Here is a 20,554-nt window from a genome sequence, read left to right as displayed (position 1 = left end):
ACCCAGTTCTGGGGCACACTGCCGGTCGTTTTCTTTTTGAAATTGCCGTCGTGGAAACGCTCCCACAAATCGCCCAGTCCCTGTTGCTGGTGCCCCTGACCCTGCTGCCCATCATCAACCCCGTCAGTGCGGCGCCCATTTTGCTGACCAGCGCCAACGGCGTGGACAGCGTGCTCAAGCGCCTGGCGCGCCAGGTGGCCATCAACGCCTGCTTTGTGATCGTGGTGTCCATGCTGGTGGGCACCTATGTGCTGGATTTGTTCGGCATCTCCTTGCCCATCGTGCGCATTGCGGGGGGCTTGCTGGTGGCCTCAGCGGGCTGGAGCATGCTCACCGGGCAGGACCAGGACGCCGTGCGCAGCGCCGTGCGCGACCACAGCACGCCCGACCTGAGCGAGGCCGAGATCGTGAAGCGCAGCTTCTTCCCGCTGACCTTCCCGCTGACCACCGGGCCCGGTTGCATTGCCGCGTGCATTGCACTGGGCGCCCAATTCCCGCGCAGCCCCATGCTGTATGTGGCGGGTGCGGGCATTGCCATCCTGGGCGCGGCCATCACCTCGCTGGTGCTCTACCTGGTGCTGCGCAACGCCGGGCGATTGCTGACGTTGCTGGGCGAAATCGGCACGCTGGTGATGATGCGCATCATGGCCTTCATCCTGGTGTGCGTGGGCATCCAGATCCTCTGGACGGGCTGGGTGGAGTTGAACAGCATCACCACTTGATCGGCACACTTTGGGGGGTGGACATGACCCCCAAAACAAGTGGGGGTGCGTTGCACGCGAAAAGCAGCTGGGTGCAGCCGCATAGCCAAAGCCTGCCAAGTACCGATACCATGGGCCGCACCTCGCCACCGAACCTGGTCCCCCATGAGCACTCCTGGCTTCAACCCTTTCGCCCCCGGCATGGACTTCTTCAACAGCCTGCTGCAACACAGCGGCAAAGCCCTGCCGGGCATGAGCCAGTGGGCCACGCCCACGCTCAATGCAGAAGAGCTGGAGCAGCGCATCCGTGATCTGCGCGCCGTGCAGTTCTGGCTGGACCAAAACAGCCAGATGCTCACCGCCACCATCCAGGCCCTGGAGGTGCAGCGCCTCACGCTGAGCACGCTGCAGGCCATGAATGTGCCCATGCCCGACCTGCAGCGCGTGCTCACCCCCAACCCCGCTGCAGCGCCAGGCGCCAAGCCCGCTGAGGACGCTGAGAGCGCCGAGGCCCCGGCAGTCGACCCCATGCAATGGTGGCAGGCGCTGACCCAGCAGTTTGGGCAGATTGCCCAGCAAACCTTTGCCAACACCGCTGCCGCTGCGCCTGCGCAGAGCCCCGCGGCAGCGGCAGCACCTGCGGTTGCCAAGAAAGCAGCCCCACGACGGCGCGGCACGGCCTCCAAGTAGGCCTGCCGCCATGACCGCCGCCGTCGCCCCCCTGCCCCGATCACAACGGCAACAGGCGCTGGTCCAGGCCCTGCTGCCGGTGCTGCCCGCCCACGCCGTGTTGTGGACGACCGAGCACACCACGCCTTATGAGTGCGACGGGCTCACCGCCTACCGCCAAAAGCCCCTGGCCGTGGCCCTGCCCGAGACCGATGCCCAAGTGGGCGAGGTGCTGCGCGCCTGCCACCGCCTGGGCGTTCCCGTGGTGGCACGCGGCGCGGGCACCGGCTTGTCAGGCGGCGCCATGCCTCACGCCGAGGGGCTCACACTGAGCCTGACGCGGCTCAACCGCATCCTGCACCTCGACCCGCTGACGGCGCGCGCCCGCGTGCAGTGCGGCGTGCGCAATGCCGCCATCACACAAGCCGCAGCGGCCCACCAGCTCTATTACGCCCCCGACCCCAGCAGCCAGATTGCCTGCACCATTGGGGGCAATGTGGCCGAGAACTCGGGCGGCCTGCACTGCCTGAAATACGGCCTGACGCTGCACAACGTGGTGAGCCTGCGCGGCTACACCGCCGCGGGCGAGCCCGTGCAATTCGGCAGCGGCGCGCCCGACGGGCCCGGGCTCGACCTGCTGCCCCTGGTGGTGGGCAGCGAGGGCATGCTGGCCGTGGTCACCGAGGTGACGGTGCGCCTCACCCCCACCCCGCAGCTGGCGCGCTGCATCATGGCCAGCTTTGCCGATCTGGCCAGCACCGGCCACGCCATTGCGGCGGTGATTGCCGCGGGCATCATTCCGGCCGGACTGGAGATGATGGACAAGCCCATGATCGCCGCCGTGGACGACTTTGTGCAGGCCGGCTACGACCGCGAGGCCGCCGCCATCTTGCTGTGCGAGAGCGACGGCACGCCCGAGGAGGTGGAGGAAGAAATCCAGCGCATGTGCGCCGTGCTGCAGCAAGCCGGGGCCACGCGCTTGGAAGTCAGCCGAGACGAAGCCCAGCGCCAGCGCTTTTGGAGCGGGCGCAAAAACGCTTTTCCGGCCTCGGGGCGCATCAGCCCGGACTACCTGTGCATGGACTCCACCATCCCGCGCAAGCGCCTGGCCGAGATGCTGCTGGCCATTCAAGAGATGGAGCGCAAATACGCGCTGCGCTGCGTCAATGTGTTTCACGCGGGCGATGGCAATTTGCACCCGCTCATCCTCTACGACGGCAGCGACCCCGACCAGCTGCGCCGCTGCGAAGCCTTTGGCACCGAGATTCTGGAGACCAGCGTGGCCATGGGCGGCACCATCACCGGCGAACACGGCGTGGGCGTGGAAAAGCTCGGCAGCATGTGCGTGCAGTTCTCGCCCGAAGAGCTGGAGCAGATGCGCCGCCTGCGCCGCGCTTTTGACCCGCACGAACACCTCAACCCCGGCAAGCTCCTGCCCAGCCTGGCGCGCTGTGCGGAGCACGGCCGCATGCACGTCAGCCGCGGCGTGCTGCCCTTTGCCGAGCTGGAGCGCTTTTGATGCTGCCCTACCCCATCCGTGCGCTGCAAGAGCGCATCCGCGCCGCCGCGGCCGAGCACCAGACGCTGCGCATCGTGGGCCACGGCAGCAAAGACTTCTGGGGGGCGGCCCCGGCGGGCGAGCCCCTGTCCACGCGTGAGCTCAGCGGCATCGGTGCCTACGAACCCAGCGAGCTGGTGGTCACCGTGGGGGCGGGCACGCCGCTGGTGGAACTCGAAGCCGCGCTGGCGCAGTGCGGACAAGTCCTGGCCTTTGAGCCGCCGCGTCTGGGTCCGCCCGAGCGCAGCGGCACGGTGGGCGGCATGGTGGCCAGCGGCCTGGCGGGCCCCGCACGCCTGGCCAGCGGCGGCGTGCGCGACCATGTGCTCGGCGTGCAGCTGCTGAACGGGCGCGCCGAGCTGCTGCGCTTTGGCGGCACGGTCATGAAGAACGTGGCGGGCTTTGATGTCTCACGCGTCATGGCCGGCAGCTGGGGGGCGCTGGGCCTGCTGGTGGAAGTCTCACTCAAAGTCTTGCCCCAGGCCCCGGCCCAGCGCACGCTGTGCTTTGAGCTGACGCAGGCCCAAGCCCTGGCGCAGCTGGTGCGCTGGAGCAGCCAGGCCCTGCCGCTGCAAGCCAGCGCTTGGGAGCAAGGCGTGCTGCGCCTGCGCCTGGCGGGAGCTGCGGCGGCCGTGCAAACCGCCGCCGCGCGCCTGGGCGGCGACAGCCTGCCCGAGGCCCAGGCCAGCGCCTACTGGCAAAGCCTGCGCGACCAACAACACCCGTGGTTCGAGCAAGCCTGTGCGGCGGCCGATGCCGGTGCGCAGCTCTGGCGCCTGAGCCTGCCCCCGGGCACGGCGGAGCTGCCGCTGGAGGCCGCCACACTGCTGGAGTGGCACGGCTGCCAGCGCTGGCTGCTGCTGCCCCCGACACAGGCGCCCGCGCCCGCGCTGCAAGCGCTGGCGGCGTCGCTGGGCGGGCAGGCCACGCTCTACCGCTGCAGCGACCGCTCGCTGCGCCGCGCCCAGCCCCTGGGGGCCGTGGAGCTGCGCCTGCAGCAAAACCTGCTCGAAGCCTTCGACCCGGACCGCGTGTTTCACGCCGGACGGCTGCACGACGAACTCTGACCTCACCCACACAGCCGCCATGCAGATTCGACTTGCTCAGCACCTGCGCGCCAACCCGGACGCGCTGGCCGCACAGGCCCTGCTCCAGCGCTGCGTGCATTGCGGTTTTTGCACTGCCACCTGCCCCACCTACCAAGTCACGGGTGACGAGCTCGACGGCCCGCGCGGACGCATCTACCTCATGGCCCAGATGCTGGAGGGCGCACCGGCGGGCGCGACCACGCGCGAGCACCTGGACCGCTGCCTGAGCTGCCGCAGCTGCGAGACCACCTGCCCATCGGGCGTGCAATACGCCGCCATGCGCGAGCACGGCCTGCGCGTGCTCGACGCGCAAGCGCCGCGCCCCGCGCGCCAACGCGCGCTGCGCTGGCTGCTGCGCGAAGGTCTGACCTCGGCGCTGTTTGCTCCGGCCCTGCGCGTGGGGCAATGGCTGCGCCCGCTGCTGCCCGCTGTGCTGCGCGACAAAGTGCCCGCACGCGCATCGGCACGCGCCTGGCGCTGGCCCACACGCCAACACCCGCGCCAGATGCTGCTGCTCATGGGCTGTGTGCAACCGGCCATGGCCCCCAATATCAACACCGCCACGGCGCGCGTGCTCGATGCCTGCGGCATTCAAACCCTGGTGGCCGACGAGGCGGGCTGTTGCGGCGCGCTGGCTGCGCACCTGGACGACCACCACGGCGCCCAAGCCGCCGCGCGGCGCAATATCGACGCCTGGTGGCCGCTGGTGGACGGCGCGGCCGCGCGGGTCGAGGCCATTGTGGTCAACGCCTCGGGCTGCAGCCTGCAGGTCAAGGACTACGCCCAGCTGCTGGCCCACGACCCGGCCTATGCCGAACGCGCCCAGCGCATCGTGGCGCTGACGCGCGACCTCAGCGAGCTGCTGCCCCTGCTGGTGGAGCCGCTGCAGCGCGCCCTGCCCCAGCAGCCAGCGCGCCAGCGCCTGGCCTACCACCCACCCTGCACGCTGCAACATGGCCAGAAGCTGCGCGGCGGCGTGGAGGCGGCGCTGCGCACACTGGGCTTTGACGTACAGATCGCCAGCGGCCAGGAGCACCTGTGCTGCGGCTCGGCCGGAGCCTACTCGGTGCTGCAGCCCGCCATGGCCACCGAGCTGCGCCAGCGCAAGCTCGCCGCGCTCGCGCCGCTGCAGGCGGAGGTCATCGTCTCGGCCAATGTGGGGTGCATCCAGCATCTGCAAGCGGGCACCCCCGTGCCCGTGCGCCACTGGGTGGAAGTGCTGGACGAGGCCCTATACCCGAACAGGTGACAAGCCCTGTGCTGCGTCAACCCCTGGTTTGCGTGGCGCAGCGGCTGGCACACGCCCTAGGGCAAACCTGCAAATCACTGTCATGTAAGCACCGCACAATCTCACTCAACAACAGGAGGAGATGGCGCCGCGGCGCCCATCTACAGCCAAGCCGGATGTCGCTGTTCGCAGCGCGTCCGGCTTTCTTATTGGCGGCAGGCTTCATCACCGGAGCGACTGCCACCCATGCCTTGAGCTCATGGCGCCACCACGGCCAAAGGTCGGGGTCTCCGCGATACTGCGCCCCTCCGCTTAGACCCAAGGCGACTGACCATGTTTACACCCACTCGCTGCGCCCTCCTGCCGCTGGCCGCTCTTGCGCTGAGCCTGTTGGCGGGCTGTGCCACCGCCCCTGCCCCCAAAGCCGCGCCAAGCCCGGCCACTACCACCCAGAGCCCCCCGAAGTTGGTGGTGTTCCTGGTCGTCGACGGCCTGCCCATGCGCCAGGTGCTGGGCTACCGCGATCAGCTCCAGCCCGACGGCTTTCGCCGCTTTCTGGACCGCGGTCTGTGGTTCTCTGACGCGCACTACGGCCACGGCTACACCGTGACGGCGGCGGGCCACTCCGTCATGCTCTCGGGTGCTTACCCGCAGCGCAGCGGCATCATCGGCAACGAATGGCGTGACCGCGACAGCGGCGAGCCCCAGTACTGCACGGCCGACCCGGCGCATGTCTACATCGGCAACACCACCGAGCCGCTGGCGGGCACCAGCCCCAAGAACTACCGCGTGGAAACCGTGGGCGATGTGTTGCGCACCGGCCAGAGCGTGTCCAAGGTGATTGGCATTTCGGGCAAGGACCGCGGCGCCATCCTGCCCGCAGGCCACAAGGGCGTGGCCTATATGTATATGGGCAGCTCGGGCCAGTTCGCCTCCAGCACCTATTACATGGCGCGTCACCCGGCCTGGGTGGAGGCCTTCAACGCCGCCAAGCCCGCCGATGCCTTCTTTGGCAAAACCTGGGCGCCGCGACTGCCCGGCTATGACTGCCCGTTTGTGGCCGACCCCAAGGCCAGCAGCTGCGCCTATGCGCGCTCGGCCCCGGATGGCCAAGCTTGGCAAGCCAACAGCGGCAACGGCAACAAGCTGCCCGCCACCGTGGGTGCAGGCATGGACGGCCCGGGCCCGCGCTTTTACGGCAACCTGCTGCCCACGCCCTTTGGCGACGAGCTGACGCTGGCCTTTGCGCGCGCCGCCATCGAGGGCGAACAGCTGGGCGCGGACGCGCATGCCGACATCCTCTCGGTCAGCCTCTCCAGCCACGACTATGTGAACCACGCCTTTGGGCCGGAGTCGCGCCTCTCGCACGACCACATGCTGCACCTGGACGCGCACCTGCAAGCCTTCTTCCAGTACCTGGATGCGCGCGTGGGTCGCGGCAACTACGTGGCCATGCTCACGGCCGACCACGGCTTTGTGGACACGCCGGAATGGGCCCAGAGCCAGGGGCGTGACGCCGGACGCGCCAACCCCACGCAGCTCATCGGCTTCATCAACAAGGGCTTGGGTGAGCGCTTCGGCGCGGGCCAGTGGGTGAGCAACGTCTCGGGCTCGGGCTTGATCTTCAACAACAAGCTCATGGCCGAGCGTGGTGTGCAGCCCGACGCCGTGTACGCCGCAGCGGCTGAGTTGGCCGTGCAGCTGCCCGGCATCGAGGCGGCGTTCACGCCCGCACAGCTGCGCTCCACCGACACGCAAACGCCCTATCTGGCGCAGATGCGCAAGTCATGGCACCCCGAGTTGAGTGCGCCGCTGCAAATCATCACGCGTGCGGGTTGGATTCCGAGCTCACGCATCGGTGGCACCACGCATGGTTCGCCGCACGCCTACGACACCCATGTGCCCATCCTGGCCTGGGGCCCGGCATGGTTTGGGCAAGGGCAAGTGAGCCAGCGCGTGGAGGTGGCTGATATCGCCCCCACGCTGGCGCAAATCCTGGGCGTGCCCGCGCCTGCTCAGGCGCAAGGGCGCCCCTTGCCGCGACCCGCGCAGCCCTGAGTCGCGTCGCCGTTCGAGTTCCGGAGGTTCCCCTTGTTTTCATGGTTTGAAAAACGCGTCGACCCCTTTCCTGAAGACGCGGTGGCCGCGCCGCCCAAGGGTTTTTGGCCTTTTGTCTGGGCGGGCACGCAGGGCATGCGCGGCCTGCTGCTGCTGGTGATCTTGCTCACGGCACTGATTGGCGCTTTTGAGGCCCTGCTCTTTGCCATGCTGGGCTCGGTGGTGGATTGGCTGTCCAACACGCCACCGGCCACGCTGTGGGAGACGCAGCGCGACAAGCTGCTGTGGCTGGGCGCCATCTTGCTGGCCAGCCCGCTGCTGATTGCGCTGCAGTCGCTGTGCAAATACCAGGGCCTCGCTGCCAATTTCCCCATGCGGCTGCGCTGGAACTTCCACCGCCTGCTGCTGACGCAGAGCATGAGCTTTTTCCAGGACGAGTTTGCCGGGCGCGTCTCTGCCAAGCTGATGCAAACCGCGCTGGCAGTGCGCGACTGCGTGCTGACGGTGGCGGACATCATGGTCTTCATCACCATCTACTTCGTCACCATGCTGGGCGTGGTGGGGGGCTTTGACGCCACGCTGCTGCTGCCCTTTCTGGCCTGGCTGGGCGCCTACGTTCTGGCGCTGATGTACTTTGTGCCGCGCCTGGGGCGCGCGGCCAAGCAGCAGGCCGATGCGCGCAGCCTCATGAGCGGGCGCGTCACCGACGCCTACACCAACATCAGCACCGTCAAGCTCTTTGCGCACAGCCAGGGCGAGGCACGTTATGCGCGCGAGGCCATGCGCGACTTCCTCGGCACGGCCTACGGCCAGATGCGCTTGGTCAGCGGCTTTGAGATCATCAACCACATCCTCTCCATGGGCCTGATTGCCGCCACGGCGGGCATGACGCTGCTGCTGTGGTCGCGCGGCGAGGTGGGGCTGGGCGCGGTGGCGGCAGCCACGGCCATGGCGCTGCGGCTCAACGGCATTGCGCACTGGATCATGTGGGAGATGTCCAGCCTGTTCGAGCACATCGGCACCGTGCAAGACGGCATCACCACCCTGGCCAAGCCCGTGGCGATTCAAGACCACCCCCAGGCCCAGGCGCTGCGCGTGGCGCAGGGCGAGATCCGCTTCGAGCAGCTGAGCTTTGCCTACGGCGGCAGCAAGCCCGTGCTGCAACAGCTGGACCTGCACATCCGGCCCGGTGAAAAAATCGGCCTGGTGGGGCGCTCGGGCGCGGGCAAGAGCACGCTCTTGAACCTGCTGCTGCGCTTTCACGAGGTGGAGCAAGGGCGCATCCTGATCGACGGGCAAGACATCGCCCGCGTCACGCAAGACAGCCTGCGCGCGCAGATCGGCATGGTCACGCAGGACACCTCGCTGCTGCACCGCTCGGTGCGCGACAACCTGCGCTACGGCCGCCCCGACGCCAGCGATGCCCAGATGCTGCACGCCGCCACCCAGGCCGAGGCGCACGAGTTCATCGAGCAGCTCAGCGACCCGCAAGGCCGCCGCGGCTACGACGCTCATGTGGGCGAGCGTGGCGTCAAGCTCAGCGGCGGGCAGCGCCAGCGCGTGGCGATTGCGCGCGTGATGCTCAAAGACGCCCCCATCCTGCTGCTGGACGAAGCCACCAGTGCGCTGGACTCGGAGGTGGAAGCCGCCATCCAGCGCAGCCTCTACCGCCTCATGGAAGGCAAGACGGTGGTGGCTATTGCCCACCGGCTCTCCACCATCGCGGCCATGGACCGGCTCATCGTCATGGACCAGGGCCGCATCGTCGAGCAGGGCGACCACGCCTCGCTGCTGGCTCAGGGCGGCCTGTATGCGCGGCTGTGGACGCACCAAAGCGGCGGCTTTTTGGTGGACGACGAAGACGAGGCCACCGCGACGCAAGACAGCCGCAACACCGCAGCGCTGGGCTGAGCCCCCCTAGCCATAGGGGTCGGTGCTTTGTGCACTCCCGCACAGAATGTGTCGCAGCGCTGCGGTCTTGGGCGCATCAACAGGGAGAAAAACCATGCGACACCCACTGTGCGCGGCGGCGCTGGCCTTGGCGCCGCTGCTGGCCCAGGCCTACACACTTGACTTCGGCCAGGGGCCCAATGCCCCCACGCTGTGCGCCACCAATGCCGATGGCTCCGGCAGCGCGAGCGTCTGTGCCAACGGCTCTTGGGTCAACCAGTCCTACGGCGACATGGCCGGGCTGGTGGACGTGAGCTACGGCCAGCCCCTCACGCCCAATACCTCGCTGCGCTGGTGGGACCAGCGCTACAACAACCTCTACGGCGTGCTGTGGGCCGACGGGGGCGATGGCCCGCAGTCCTACGCCCGCATCGACATGCGCGCGCTGGGCGGTGGCCTGCGCCTGACCAACTTCACCCTGGGCGCCTACTCCGAAACCTCGCGCTCCACACAAGTGGATGTGTTTGACCTGGGCAGCAACGCGCTGCTCTACCACTACGAGGGCATGGTGGGCGACGCCACCACCAACACGGCCACCGTCTTCAACGTGGACCTCAGCTCCAGCACGGGGCTGCGCCTGGAGTGGCGCAACTCCGCCTACAACGTAGGGCTGGACAACGTGGTGCTGCAGGCCGTGCCCGAACCCAGCAGCCTGGCCCTGATGCTGGGCGGCTTGGCGGGCGTGCTGCCCCTGGTGCGCCGGCGCCGCCAGGCGTCGAGCGCGCGGCCTGCGGCCTGAACGGCTGGAGCGATTGCGCGTGGGTGGCGGCTGCATCACGTATGCTCCCGCCCCATGACTCGTCCCAAGCCGTTTTCCATGATCCGCGAGTTCCATCTCGCCGATTGGTTCACCCTGGCCAATGCCTTTTGCGGCATGGGCGCGCTGTTTGCGGTGATGACCTATCTGCAGCGCCAGGAAGTGCTGCACCTGTTCTACGCCTGTGCCCTCATCCCAGCCGCGCTGGTGTTTGATGTGCTGGATGGGCGCATTGCGCGCTGGCGCCAGAAAAGCTCCGCCATGGGGCGCGAGCTCGATTCCCTGGCCGATGTGATCAGCTTCGGTGTGGCCCCCGCGGCCATTGCCTACGGCTGCGGCATGCAAGGCCTGTGGGACCGCATCATCCTGGTGTACTTCGTGGCCTGCGGTGTATCGCGCCTGGCGCGCTACAACGTCACCGCCGAAAAGCTCAGCGGTGACGACAACAAGGTCAGCCACTTCGAGGGCACGCCCATCCCGACCTCGCTGGTGCTGGTGCTGGTGCTGTGGGCCGCCGCAGCCCAGGGCGCGCTGGGCGAGCAGCTCTGGGGTGGTCGTGTGGAGATTGCGGGCTTTTACCTACACCCGCTGGTGCTGCTGTTTGCGCTGTCGGGCTCGCTGATGATCAGCCGCATCCGCATTCCCAAGCTCTGAATGTCGGCAGGGCGCCCCCATGTGAGGTGAAGCCGCACAACCCGCGTCTGTTGCCGACGCCCTCCCTGAAACAGCCGTGCAGCCTCACTCTAAGTAACGCAGACCAGACAACAAACCCGACATCGCAAACAAGCGCTTTCGCTTCAACCCGCTGCCCCTGTAGAGTGGGTGAGCCCGTACAGGATAGGCGGGCCCACCCTGCACCATGAACGACATCACCTTGCTGCTGCATGAAGCTCGCGACGGTGCGCCTGGCGCAGCCGACCGGGTGGTTGCGCTGCTGTATGCCGACTTACAGCGGATCGCGCACGCACGCATGCGCCTGAGCGGCCATGTGACCTTGCTGTGCACGCAGGAGCTGGTCAACGAAGCCTGGCTCAAGATGCGCGGCGCGCACCAGGGTGAGGGCTTCAACAACCGCCAACACTTCCTGGCCTACGCCTCGCGCGTGATGCGCTCCGTGGTGGTGGATCTGGTGCGCGCGCGCCAGGCGCAGCGCCGCGGCGGGCAGCTGCAGTTGCAGACCTTCAGCACCACGCTGAGCGAGCAGCTCAGCGACGCCGACATGCAGGCCGAGGTACTGCGCGTGCACGAGGCGCTGGATGAGCTCGCCCAGCTTGACGAGCGCCTGGCACGCGTGGTGGAGATGCGCTACTTCGGGGGGCTGGGCGAGCGCGACATCGCCGCCGCCCTGGGAGTGACAGAACGCACCGTGCAGCGCCTCTGGGCCAAGGCCCGGCTGCTGCTGGCACAGCAGCTGCGGCAATGAGCCCATGACGACACAGGCCCACTTCCCTCCCACCCTGGCGGCAGGCCCCAGCCCCGAGCAATGGCTCCGACTCAACCCCCTGCTGGACGAACTGCTGGACCTGGAGCCCGACGCGCGTGCGCCGCGCCTGGCCGAGCTCAGCGCCACGCTGAATGCCCAAGACTTGGCCATGCTGCAGCAATGGCTGGCCTTGGACGCGCGATTGATGGGCGCACCGTTCATGGAGCGCCCCGCCGCGCAACAAACCCGCCTGGCCGAAGCCCTGACCGAACTGGGCGACCTCAGCGGCCTGCAAGTCGGGGCCTACACGCTGGAGCGTGAACTCGGCAGCGGCGGCATGGGCTCGGTGTGGCTGGCCAAGCGCAGCGACGGCCGCTTTCAAGGCAAGGTGGCCGTCAAGTTTTTGAAGTTCGGCAGCTTCAGCCGCGGCGCGCGGGCACGCTTCGAGCGTGAGGGCCACATCCTGGCGCGTCTGACCCACCCCCATATTGCGCGCCTGCTCGACGCGGGTGTACACGTCCTGCCCCAGGGCGGTCAGCCCTACCTGGTGCTGGAGTATGTGGACGGCATGCCCATCGACACCTTCTGCCAAGCGCGCCAGCTGGACGTGCGCCAGCGCGTGAGCCTGCTGCTGGACGTGATCGACGCCGTGGCCCATGCCCAGCAGCGCCTGATCCTGCACCGCGACATCAAGCCCAACAACATCCTGGTCACGCCCGAGGGGCAGGCCAAGCTGCTGGACTTTGGCATTGCCAAGTTGCAAGACGAAACCCAGCCCGCGGCCGCCCCTACCGCGCTGACTCGCCTGGCCGGGCACGCCTTCACGCTGCTGTATGCCGCGCCCGAGCAAGTGCGCCAGCAAGACGTCACCACGGCCACCGATGTCTACGCCCTGGGCGTGCTGATGTTTGCCCTGCTCAGTGGGCGCCACCCCACCGGCGACGCCACCCAAAGCGATTTGGACCAGCTGCGCGCCGTGCTGGTCACGCCGCCCTCGCGCTTGTCCGATGCCGCGCGGCGTTGCGACAACCGGCAGCTGGCGCGCCAAGCCGTGCTGATGCGCGGCGACCTGGACACCATTGCCGCCAAAGCCCTCAAAAAAGACCCCGCAGCACGCTACCCCAATGCCCTGGCCCTGGGCGCCGACCTGCGCCGCTGGCTGGCCCGCGAGCCCATCAGTGCACGCCCCGACAGCGCGCTCTACACCCTGCAGTGCTTTGTGCGCCGCCACCGCCTGGCCGTGGCCGCAGGCAGCGCCGCCATGCTCGCACTGTTGGGGCTCACTGGAGTGAGCCTGTGGCAAGCGCAGCGCGCCGCCACCGCGGAGCAGCACGCCCAGAGCCGCCAGCGCCAGTCCGACGCCCTGCTGGCCTATATGCTGGGGGACTTTGCCGAGCGGCTGCGCCCCATCGGGCGGCTGGAGCTGCTGGACCAAGTGGGCAGCCAGGCTCTGCAGCACCTCTCGCTTCAAGACCACCCCAGCCCCACCGAGCGACTGCACCGCGCCAAAGCACTCACGGTGATTGGCGAAGTGCGGGCGGGACGGCGCGAACTCGATGCCGCGCGCGAACCCCTCACCCAAGCCCACCAGCTGCTGCAAGACGAGCCCCCCAGCCAAGGCCAACCCGCCCACTTTGCCGCGAGCTGGCGCAAAGCCCAGGGCACCGCCGCCTTCTGGCTGGGCCACATTGCCTACCACCAGCGCCGCTTTGACGAAGCCGAGCAGGCCTGGCAGCGCTACCGCAGCGTCAGCCAGCAGTGGCTGCACGCTGCGCCGCAAGACCTCGACGCGCAGGTGGAGCTGGCCTATGCCCACAACAACCTGGCCTCCCTCAACCTGGAGCAGGGCCGACTGCTGCAGGCCGAGGCGCTGTTTCAGTCTGCGCTGCAAGGCCTCACGCGGGCGCGCGCCGCGCGCCGCGACGACCCCACCTTGCAAGCCGAGCACAGCAATGTGCTGAGCTGGCTGGGCTCCACCTTGCTGCTGCTGGGGCGCCACCCTCAGGCCCTGGAGGTGCTGGGCCAAGCGCTCAGTCAAGCTCAGGCGCTGCGCCAAGCCCACCCTGCCGACCGGGGCTGGCTGGAGCACAAAGCCAACGCCGCCTATGTTCTGGGAGACGCCGAATGGCGCAGCGGCCAGCACGCTGCGGCGCGCCTGCATTTGGCACAGGCCGTGGCCGACTTCAGCGCGCTGGAGCAGCTCGACCCCACACGCCGCCCCTGGAGCCTGGGCCTGGTGCGCGCCCAAACCGCACAGCAGCGCGGCAAGCCCTCGCTGGAGGCGATGCAAGCCCTCGCCCAACGCCTGCAACGCCTGGACAAGCCGCAGGCCCCCTCGGTGCGCCTGCACGTGCTGCGCGCCGAAATCAGCCGCCTGTTGGCGCAAGCCCAGTTGGCGCGCGGGCAACTGAGCGAAGCCAAGCACCAGCTCGGCGAGGTGCTGGCGCTGTTGAACAAAGACGCTGCCGAGAACGCCCAAGACCTGCGCCTGCACATGGCGCGGCTGGAGCTCTCGCTCTTCCAGGCCGAACAACTCAGCCCCAGCAGCGCGCAGCAACAACAGCGCTGCGCCACTGCGCAACAAAGCCTGCTGCGCGCCCCCTTGCAAAACGCCTTGACCCACCACGCCCCGCTGCAGCTCCTGGCTGCGCGTGCCCAGCACTGCCTGACCCAGACGCCCTCGCGGCCTGGGCCCAAGCAGCCGCCCGCCATGGCGAGCCTTTAGCGCGCTGTGGTCTATCAACAATTCAATTCAAGGAGCCATCTCAATGTCCAGCAACACCTTCTACGTGCAAGCCGGCCCGTCCCCACAAAACCCAGACATGGCCGCCTGTCACTACTACAGCGACTACGCCTGCACGCAAGAAGTGCAGGAGCCGCTGCGCATCCCCAAAGACGCAGGCGAAGTGGTCTTTGTCCTGGTGCCCTATGCCGCTGCAGCCAACCCCAGCAAAGTCAGCAACCAGTGGCTGATGGTGGGGTCCGTGGCAGACCGTGTGGACACCGCCGCCATCGACCCCATCATGACCCCGGCCACGGGCAACACGGTGCGCATTCCCATGCCCAAGGAAAAGACCGTCAAGCAAGGCGTGATCTTGCTGTTCTCCAGCCAAGGTCCCACCACCCAGCTCTACGCCAGCGACGACCCCACGGTCATCAACGAAGGCCAGTAATCCACGCCAACGCGCGCCAGAGGCTGCTGCCGTGTGGCGCTCTTGCGCGCCTCAGCGCCCCAGCAGCAGCAAGGCCTGGGGCTCAGCGCTGAGAAGCAGGTCGGCGCCTGCAGGCAGCAGCAGGGTGTCGTCCAGGGCCAGCCAGTGGTCCTCGATCTGACCGCTACAGGTCAGCCACAGACGGCCCTGCAACACGCGCAGCCGCGCAGGGTGGGTCAGACGCAAGCGCAGCAGGGGCTGCTGCGGCCCCAGCTCCAGCACCGGGCTGGGTGTGGGGTGCGCCGGCCCACGCAGCCATGCCCACCACAGGCGAGTGGCGGGGGTTGAGAGCGAGAGTGTGTGTGCTTTCATGGTGCCCCTAGCCTAGGCGGGGCACCGCGCCCGCACCAGCCACAGCCGGGGGCCAAGCCAAGCAGTACAGAAGGCGCCGCAGCGGCGGCTGTATTGGCCCGCTTGGGTGGCATCTGTACTGCACCGCAGGCCGCGAGCACCCGCACAATCAAGCGCATGGACGCTTCTCCGCTCTACCAGCAACTGGCCCAGCGCCTGTGCGCAGCCATGGACAGCGGCGTGCTGGCGCGTGGCAGTCGCCTGCCCTCGGTGCGCCAGCTCGCGCAGCAAGAGGGCGTCTCGCAAGCCACGGTGGTACAGGCCTACCGCTGGCTGGAGGACGCCCAGCGCGTACAGGCGCGGCCGCGCTCGGGGTACTTTGTGCGCCCCACCGTGCTGCAGCTGCCCGAGCCCCGGCCCAGCTTGCCCGACCCCATGGCGCGGCGCATCCAGCTCGACCGCCTGGGCCGCCAGGTCATGCATGCCTCGCGCGAGCCGGGTGTGATTTCCTTCGGCGCGGCCTGCCCGGGCCCAGAACTCTTTGACATGGAGCGCGCCCGGCGCACGCTGACACGCGTGGTGCAGCGCCAGCGCCACCTGCTGGGCCACTACCCGCTGGGACCGGGCCAGATGCAGGTGCGCCAAGCGGTGGCCCGCCATGCCATGAGCTTGGGCTGCATGCTGCAGCCAGACGACATCGTCATGACCAACGGCTGCCTGGACGCCATCACCCTGGCACTGCGCAGCGTGACGCGCCCCGGCGATGTGGTGGCCATCGAGTCGCCCACCTACTTTGGCTTTTTGGAGCTGCTGCAAAGCCTGCACTTGCGCGCCCTGTCCATCCCCACGCACCCGCGCAGCGGTCTGTCGGTCGAGGCGCTGGAGTTGGCGCTGCACACCCAGCCCGTGCGCGCTGTGGTGCTCACGCCCACGCTGTCCAACCCGCTGGGCTGCTGCATGCCCCAGGCCGCGCGGCGCCGCCTCGCCCAGCTCGCCAGCGCCCACGATGTGGCGGTGGTGGAGGACGTGATCTACAACGACCTGTGCGAACTCGACGAGCAACGCCGTGCCATCAAGGCCTATGACACCAGCGGGCATGTGTTGATGTGCGGCTCCTTCAGCAAAACCCTGGCGCCGGGCCTGCGCCTGGGCTATGTGGCGGCCGGGCGCTGGTGCGCCACGCTGCAGCGGCACAAAGAGGTGCAAAGCGGTGGGCAAACCCCGGTGCTGGAACTGGCGCTGGCGGAGCTGCTGCAGCAAAACGGACTGCTGGCGCAGCAGCGGCAGTTGCGCGCTGCGCTCTGCACGCGGCTGGCGCAGGCGCGCGAGCTGGTGGCGCTGAGCTTTCCGCCCGGCACGCGGGTGAGCAACCCGGCCGGAGGCTTCATCCTATGGGTCGAGATGCCCCAGGGCGTGGACAGCGCCGTGCTGTTCGAGCACTGTCTGGCTGAGAACATCTGCATTGCACCGGGGCTGATGTTCTCCACCGACGAACGCTACCGCCACTGCCTGCGCCTGGGTGTGGGCGGCGCCTGGGGGCCCGCTCAGCTGCAGGCCCTGCGCCGCATGGGCGCCCTGGCCCAGGCCCTGTGGGCCGCCCAGCAGCGCAGCGCCGCCGCCGCTTAAGGCCGGCCCTGCCAGCGCTGCTCGCGCCACCAGGGGCGCTTGAGCTCAAAGCGCACGCCAACATCACCGGTCGCGCCTTGCCAGGCGCTGGGCTTGCTGGCGTTGGGCGGGCAGTTGCCGGTAGCGCGGTGGTGCAGCGCAGCGGCCAGCTGGCCTTCGGCAGGGTCGCCCAGAGCGTGATCAAAGTCGTCGGCCACGGCGCAGCCCAGCACCTCGCGGCCGTTGTCCGCTGCGGCGGGGGTGAAGCCTTCGGCATAGTCTCCAAAGCCCTTGGCGTTCACACCCTGGAATTCGATGGCCATGTAGCGGTAGCCGCAGTTTTCATCGCCCGAGAACCCATAGGGCTTGCCGCAGGTGGTGCCGCCAATTTGCACCACTTGCACGCCAATGCCGCGCAGGCCGTTGATGATGGCCTCGCTGGCCGAGCACGTGCCCGACTGCGTGAGCACATACACGCGGCGCAGGTTGAGCTGGGGCAGCGTTTCCTCGCGCGTGCAGCGCCCGCCTGAGTAGTAGCAAGAGGTGTTGTAGAAGGGCGTGCGCTCGTTCTTGGCGCTTTGGCGGCTGTTGTAGCGCAGCTCGTCAAACACCTGGTTGCCCGTGGTGGCGCTGCCCGCAATCATGGTGGCCAGCTGCGAGGCAATGAAGACATAGCCGCCACCGTTGTAGCGCAGGTCCAGCACCAAGTCGCGCACGCCCTGGCGTGCAAAGCCCTGCATGGTGCTGATGAGCTGGCCCTCGGCGGGCAGGTTGTGGTCGTTGAAGAGCAAGTAGCCCACGGGTGCGCCGTCTTGCGCGGTGAGCACACCTTGGGTGGGCACAGGCGTGAGGGCTTGGCTTTGCGCCGTCATGCGCACCGTGCGCGTGGCCCCGCCGCTGCTTTGCACGGTGAAATCCACCGCCCGGGCCTGGCCGTCGGGGTAGAGCATGTCGCTGATTTGCGACCACACATTGGCGTCACCCGTGTCCACGCTCAAGCCGCCCACTTGCAGCACGCGGTCGCCACGCACCAGCCCGGCCTGGGCCGCCGGGCTGCCCGGCTCCACCATGGCCACACGCAAAGCGCGCGGCGCCTTCTTGGCCGTGAGCGCCCACTCTGCGCCGTAGTTCAGGCTCACGCCCGACTCGGACAAAGCCACCCATTCCCGCTCGGGCATCATGAAGCTGAAGCGGTCACGCGGCGCACCGGTGGCCGTGGTCTGCGGGGTGCGCAAATCGTAGAAATAGTTCTCCAGCGCCGTGCGCACCACGCTGCCGCCGTAGAGGGAGTCCCCCGCATTGAGCTGCGGCACCTGCTCGCGCCAGAGGTACATCTCGTCGAAGTAGGAACGTATCCAGGCCTTCTCGGTGCTGAGGCTGCCGGTCTTGCTGCCCGGCTTGGCTTCGAGATTGCTGGCCGAGCACTGCTGCGCCAACGTGCTGCGCGCTGGCAAGGCCGCTTGCCCGGAACCACCCCCGGCGGAACCGCCGCTGCCCAGCTCTGGCGGGAAGGGGCTGCGCCCCGAGTCGGAACTCCCGCCGCCGCCACAGCCCGCCACCAGGGCCAAGACCATCAACATCGAGGCCGTAGCCCCTGCACGGGTGAAGGGAGCGGCGGCACGCGCCATGGGCAATCTCATACATCTCCTCTAGGGGTCAGGTGCTTTGGCAGCGCTTATGGGGCTGTGTGTGGCCGGTTTATACCAACCCTGTCCCCTGTTCTGTCCCATCCTCTTTGGGGGGAATTGCGCGCACTGCGCACGACCCCGCGTCCCCCGTGTGAGGTGGTTTTTCCCGCCCCGGTGGCCTATGTTCAAGAGAGCACCAGGCACAAGCACTGCCCCACGAGGGCTGGACCTGGCGCCACCATCGAGGAGCCCCACCATGACCTTCACTCCCCTAGGCCGCTACCTGGCCACGCTGTGCGCTGGCCTGCTGCTGGCCGCCAGTGCCTCGGCGCAAAGCCAAGATGCACTCAACACCCAACTCAGCGCCCCACAGCCGGTGCTCACCGGCGACGTGGACGTCACCGTGCACCTCACCGTGCACAACCCCACGCGCCAACCCATGCGCTTGCTGACCTGGCAGCTGCCTGGGCAAAAACTACCCAGCCCGCTGTTTGCCATCACCCGCGACGGCCAGCCTGTGGACTACCTGGGCCCCCTGGTCAAACGCACCCCACCGCAAGACAAAGACTATGTGCGCCTGGAGCCCGGCGCCACGCTGAGCTATGACGTCGAGCTCACCGGCACCTACGACCTCAGCCGCGATGGCCGCTACGACATCCGCTACATCGGCCTGGACAGCCACACAGCCGCCAAAGTCAGCGTGGACGCCGCCCCCCTGACCCTGTGGCTGCAAGGGCGCAGCGCCCGCTATGTGCGCTCCCCCGCACCCCTGCCCCAAGCCACCACAGGCGGCAGCATCAGCTTCACCGGCAACTGCAGCGCCGCGCGCCAAACCACGCTGACCGACGCCGTCGCCGCCGCCACCCACTACACCAACGAATCCCTCAACCACCTGGGCAGCACACGCAGCCCGACCGAGCGCTACATCACCTGGTTCGGCGCCTTCAGCGTGGCCAACCGCAAAACCGCCACCCAGCACTACGAAGCTGCACTCGAAGCCTTCCGCAACCGCCCCCTCACCCTGGACTGCAGCTGCACCGACAGCTACTACGCCTACGTCTACCCCAGCCAGCCCTACAAGATCTACCTCTGCAACGCCTTCTGGGCCGCCCCCATGACCGGCACCGACTCCAAAGGCGGCACCCTGGTGCACGAGATGATGCACTTCACCGTCGTGGCCGGCACCAACGACTGGGCCTACGGCCAAGCCGCCGCCCGCGCCCTGGCCATCTCCAACCCCACCCGGGCCCTGAACAACTCGGACAACCACGAGTACCTGGCCGAAAACACCCCGCCACTGCCGTGAGGTGAGGCGGGTAGTGCCCCCCTAGAATGCCGCCGTCGGTCCATCTCGGGCCGACAGCGTTCTCAGGGCGGGGCGAAATTCCCCACCGGCGGTATCTGCGGGCCACTGCAGGAGCCCGCGAGCGCCTGATGCAAGCCCTTGCCTGCGTCAGGGTCAGCAGATCTGGTGCGATGCCAGAGCCGACGGTCACAGTCCGGATGAAAGAGACCGCGTAGCCTCGGCGTTGGCACCTTCGTGTGCCCGCGCCGCGTTTGCGTGCGCCCTGATTCATGACCCACTCATCACGAGGCTTCTATGAATCAGACCCACTCACAGTTCTCGACCAAGAGCGGCAGCGCCACTGGGCCCCGCATTGCCATCGTCTCGGCGAGCTGGCATCGCGACATCGTCGCCAACGCCACCACGGCCATACGCGCCGAGCTCAACCAAAGCAACGCGCCGCCCTTGCGGCTGGACCACTTCGAGGTGCCCGGCGCCTTTGAAATCCCGCTGCACGCCCAGCGGCTGGCACGGTCTGGCGCATACGACGCGATCATTGCCTGCGCCCTAGTGGTCAACGGCGGCATCTACCGCCACGAGTTCGTGGCCTCCGCCGTCATCGACGCCCTCATGCGCGTGCAGCTGGACACCGACACCCCTGTCTTCTCTGCGGTGCTCACCCCACGCGACTTCCACGAGCACGACGAGCACCGCCAGTTCTTCGCACAGCACTTCGTCAAGAAAGGCCGTGAGGCCGCACAAGCCTGCCTGCAAACACTCAGCAGCCTCCAGCGCTTGGCGAGCTGATCAGTCGGCACCCCCACTCCACCGTGAGGTGGAGTGGGGGTGTTTTCTGACAAACCAAAGGATATTCGGGGTCAGTTCGGCGCCACCTTGCAGATGCTCTGCCGCGTTGGATTTAACCCAGAACCACGCGGCCCCAGCTCACGGCGGGAGGTGCGGTTCAGAGCGCCGCTTGCGCCTAGAGCCGGCACAGGCGGCGGATTGGTGGGGTGGAGCCAAACTATTTGAGGCCCGACCCCGAATTCACTTTGATGAGTCAAAGCGAAAAGCAAACAGCCAACTGCGGAGCCGACCGCG

General features: G+C 68.1%; 17 protein-coding genes and 1 riboswitch. Of the genes, 15 read left to right on the top strand and 2 right to left on the bottom strand.

All coding sequences use genetic code 11. The features are described from left to right. Positions 1 to 50 precede the first annotated feature (50 nt). From ACG0Z6_RS00205 to ACG0Z6_RS00150, 12 genes are all read left to right on the top strand, one after another. Positions 51 to 722: a MarC family protein gene (locus tag ACG0Z6_RS00205; protein WP_394457704.1), complete on the top strand. Its 672-nt coding sequence runs from the start codon at positions 51 to 53 to the stop codon at positions 720 to 722. A 144-nt stretch (positions 723 to 866) separates the two neighbouring features. Beyond that, on the top strand, positions 867 to 1,391 hold the full coding sequence (locus ACG0Z6_RS00200) for a PhaM family polyhydroxyalkanoate granule multifunctional regulatory protein (RefSeq protein ID WP_394457703.1): 525 nt from the start codon (positions 867 to 869) through the stop codon (positions 1,389 to 1,391). A 10-nt stretch (positions 1,392 to 1,401) separates the two neighbouring features. Continuing rightward, positions 1,402 to 2,889 (top strand): FAD-linked oxidase C-terminal domain-containing protein, encoded by a 1,488-nt coding sequence (locus ACG0Z6_RS00195; RefSeq protein ID WP_394457701.1) that lies wholly within the window; start codon positions 1,402 to 1,404, stop codon positions 2,887 to 2,889. Continuing rightward, complete coding sequence (gene glcE, locus ACG0Z6_RS00190) at positions 2,889 to 3,995, top strand: glycolate oxidase subunit GlcE (protein WP_394457699.1); 1,107 nt, start codon at positions 2,889 to 2,891, stop codon at positions 3,993 to 3,995. Before ACG0Z6_RS00195 ends, glcE begins: the two co-directional genes overlap by 1 nt. 19 nt (positions 3,996 to 4,014) lie before the next feature. Continuing rightward, positions 4,015 to 5,265: a glycolate oxidase subunit GlcF gene (gene glcF, locus ACG0Z6_RS00185; RefSeq protein WP_394457698.1), complete on the top strand. Its 1,251-nt coding sequence runs from the start codon at positions 4,015 to 4,017 to the stop codon at positions 5,263 to 5,265. Positions 5,266 to 5,577: 312 nt separating this feature from the next. Then, entirely contained in the window at positions 5,578 to 7,302 is a 1,725-nt protein-coding gene (locus ACG0Z6_RS00180) for an alkaline phosphatase family protein (protein WP_394457696.1), read from the top strand. A gap of 33 nt (positions 7,303 to 7,335) precedes the next feature. After that, the gene (locus ACG0Z6_RS00175; protein WP_394457695.1) at positions 7,336 to 9,213 is read left to right on the top strand and encodes an ABC transporter ATP-binding protein; all 1,878 of its coding nucleotides are present in this window, start codon (positions 7,336 to 7,338) and stop codon (positions 9,211 to 9,213) included. Positions 9,214 to 9,307: 94 nt separating this feature from the next. Beyond that, entirely contained in the window at positions 9,308 to 9,991 is a 684-nt protein-coding gene (locus tag ACG0Z6_RS00170; protein WP_394457694.1) for a PEP-CTERM sorting domain-containing protein, read from the top strand. A 54-nt stretch (positions 9,992 to 10,045) separates the two neighbouring features. Then, positions 10,046 to 10,663: a CDP-diacylglycerol--serine O-phosphatidyltransferase gene (gene pssA, locus ACG0Z6_RS00165; RefSeq protein WP_394457693.1), complete on the top strand. Its 618-nt coding sequence runs from the start codon at positions 10,046 to 10,048 to the stop codon at positions 10,661 to 10,663. Between the two features lie 205 nt (positions 10,664 to 10,868). Continuing rightward, complete coding sequence (locus ACG0Z6_RS00160; RefSeq protein ID WP_394457691.1) at positions 10,869 to 11,432, top strand: ECF-type sigma factor; 564 nt, start codon at positions 10,869 to 10,871, stop codon at positions 11,430 to 11,432. Positions 11,433 to 11,436: 4 nt separating this feature from the next. Then, on the top strand, positions 11,437 to 14,157 hold the full coding sequence (locus tag ACG0Z6_RS00155) for a protein kinase domain-containing protein (RefSeq protein ID WP_394457690.1): 2,721 nt from the start codon (positions 11,437 to 11,439) through the stop codon (positions 14,155 to 14,157). A 43-nt stretch (positions 14,158 to 14,200) separates the two neighbouring features. Then, entirely contained in the window at positions 14,201 to 14,605 is a 405-nt protein-coding gene (locus ACG0Z6_RS00150; RefSeq protein ID WP_394457688.1) for a hypothetical protein, read from the top strand. Positions 14,606 to 14,656: 51 nt separating this feature from the next. Here the strand turns inward: ACG0Z6_RS00150 and ACG0Z6_RS00145 are convergent, their stop codons facing one another. After that, positions 14,657 to 14,956, bottom strand: a complete 300-nt coding sequence (locus tag ACG0Z6_RS00145) for a DUF2917 domain-containing protein (RefSeq protein ID WP_394457686.1) — start codon at positions 14,954 to 14,956, stop codon at positions 14,657 to 14,659. A gap of 156 nt (positions 14,957 to 15,112) precedes the next feature. Here ACG0Z6_RS00145 and ACG0Z6_RS00140 point away from each other — a divergent pair, with 156 nt between their 5' ends. Beyond that, on the top strand, positions 15,113 to 16,561 hold the full coding sequence (locus tag ACG0Z6_RS00140; RefSeq protein ID WP_394457685.1) for an aminotransferase-like domain-containing protein: 1,449 nt from the start codon (positions 15,113 to 15,115) through the stop codon (positions 16,559 to 16,561). Here the strand turns inward: ACG0Z6_RS00140 and ACG0Z6_RS00135 are convergent. After that, positions 16,558 to 18,180, bottom strand: a complete 1,623-nt coding sequence (locus tag ACG0Z6_RS00135) for a S41 family peptidase (protein ID WP_394457683.1) — start codon at positions 18,178 to 18,180, stop codon at positions 16,558 to 16,560. The two genes, ACG0Z6_RS00140 and ACG0Z6_RS00135, sit on opposite strands and share 4 nt — an antisense overlap. Positions 18,181 to 18,424: 244 nt before the next feature. On the opposite strand from ACG0Z6_RS00135, the gene ACG0Z6_RS00130 reads away from it, so the two are divergent. After that, positions 18,425 to 19,474 (top strand): M35 family metallo-endopeptidase, encoded by a 1,050-nt coding sequence (locus ACG0Z6_RS00130; protein ID WP_394457681.1) that lies wholly within the window; start codon positions 18,425 to 18,427, stop codon positions 19,472 to 19,474. A 54-nt stretch (positions 19,475 to 19,528) separates the two neighbouring features. Further along, positions 19,529 to 19,687: riboswitch (FMN riboswitch) on the top strand. A gap of 81 nt (positions 19,688 to 19,768) precedes the next feature. After that, positions 19,769 to 20,260, top strand: a complete 492-nt coding sequence (locus ACG0Z6_RS00125) for a 6,7-dimethyl-8-ribityllumazine synthase (RefSeq protein WP_394457680.1) — start codon at positions 19,769 to 19,771, stop codon at positions 20,258 to 20,260. Positions 20,261 to 20,554 lie beyond the last annotated feature (294 nt).

The organism is Roseateles rivi (assembly GCF_043555845.1).
Taxonomy (GTDB): Bacteria; Pseudomonadota; Gammaproteobacteria; order Burkholderiales; family Burkholderiaceae_C; genus Roseateles; species Roseateles rivi.
This window is presented reverse-complemented; position numbering and strand designations above follow the sequence as displayed.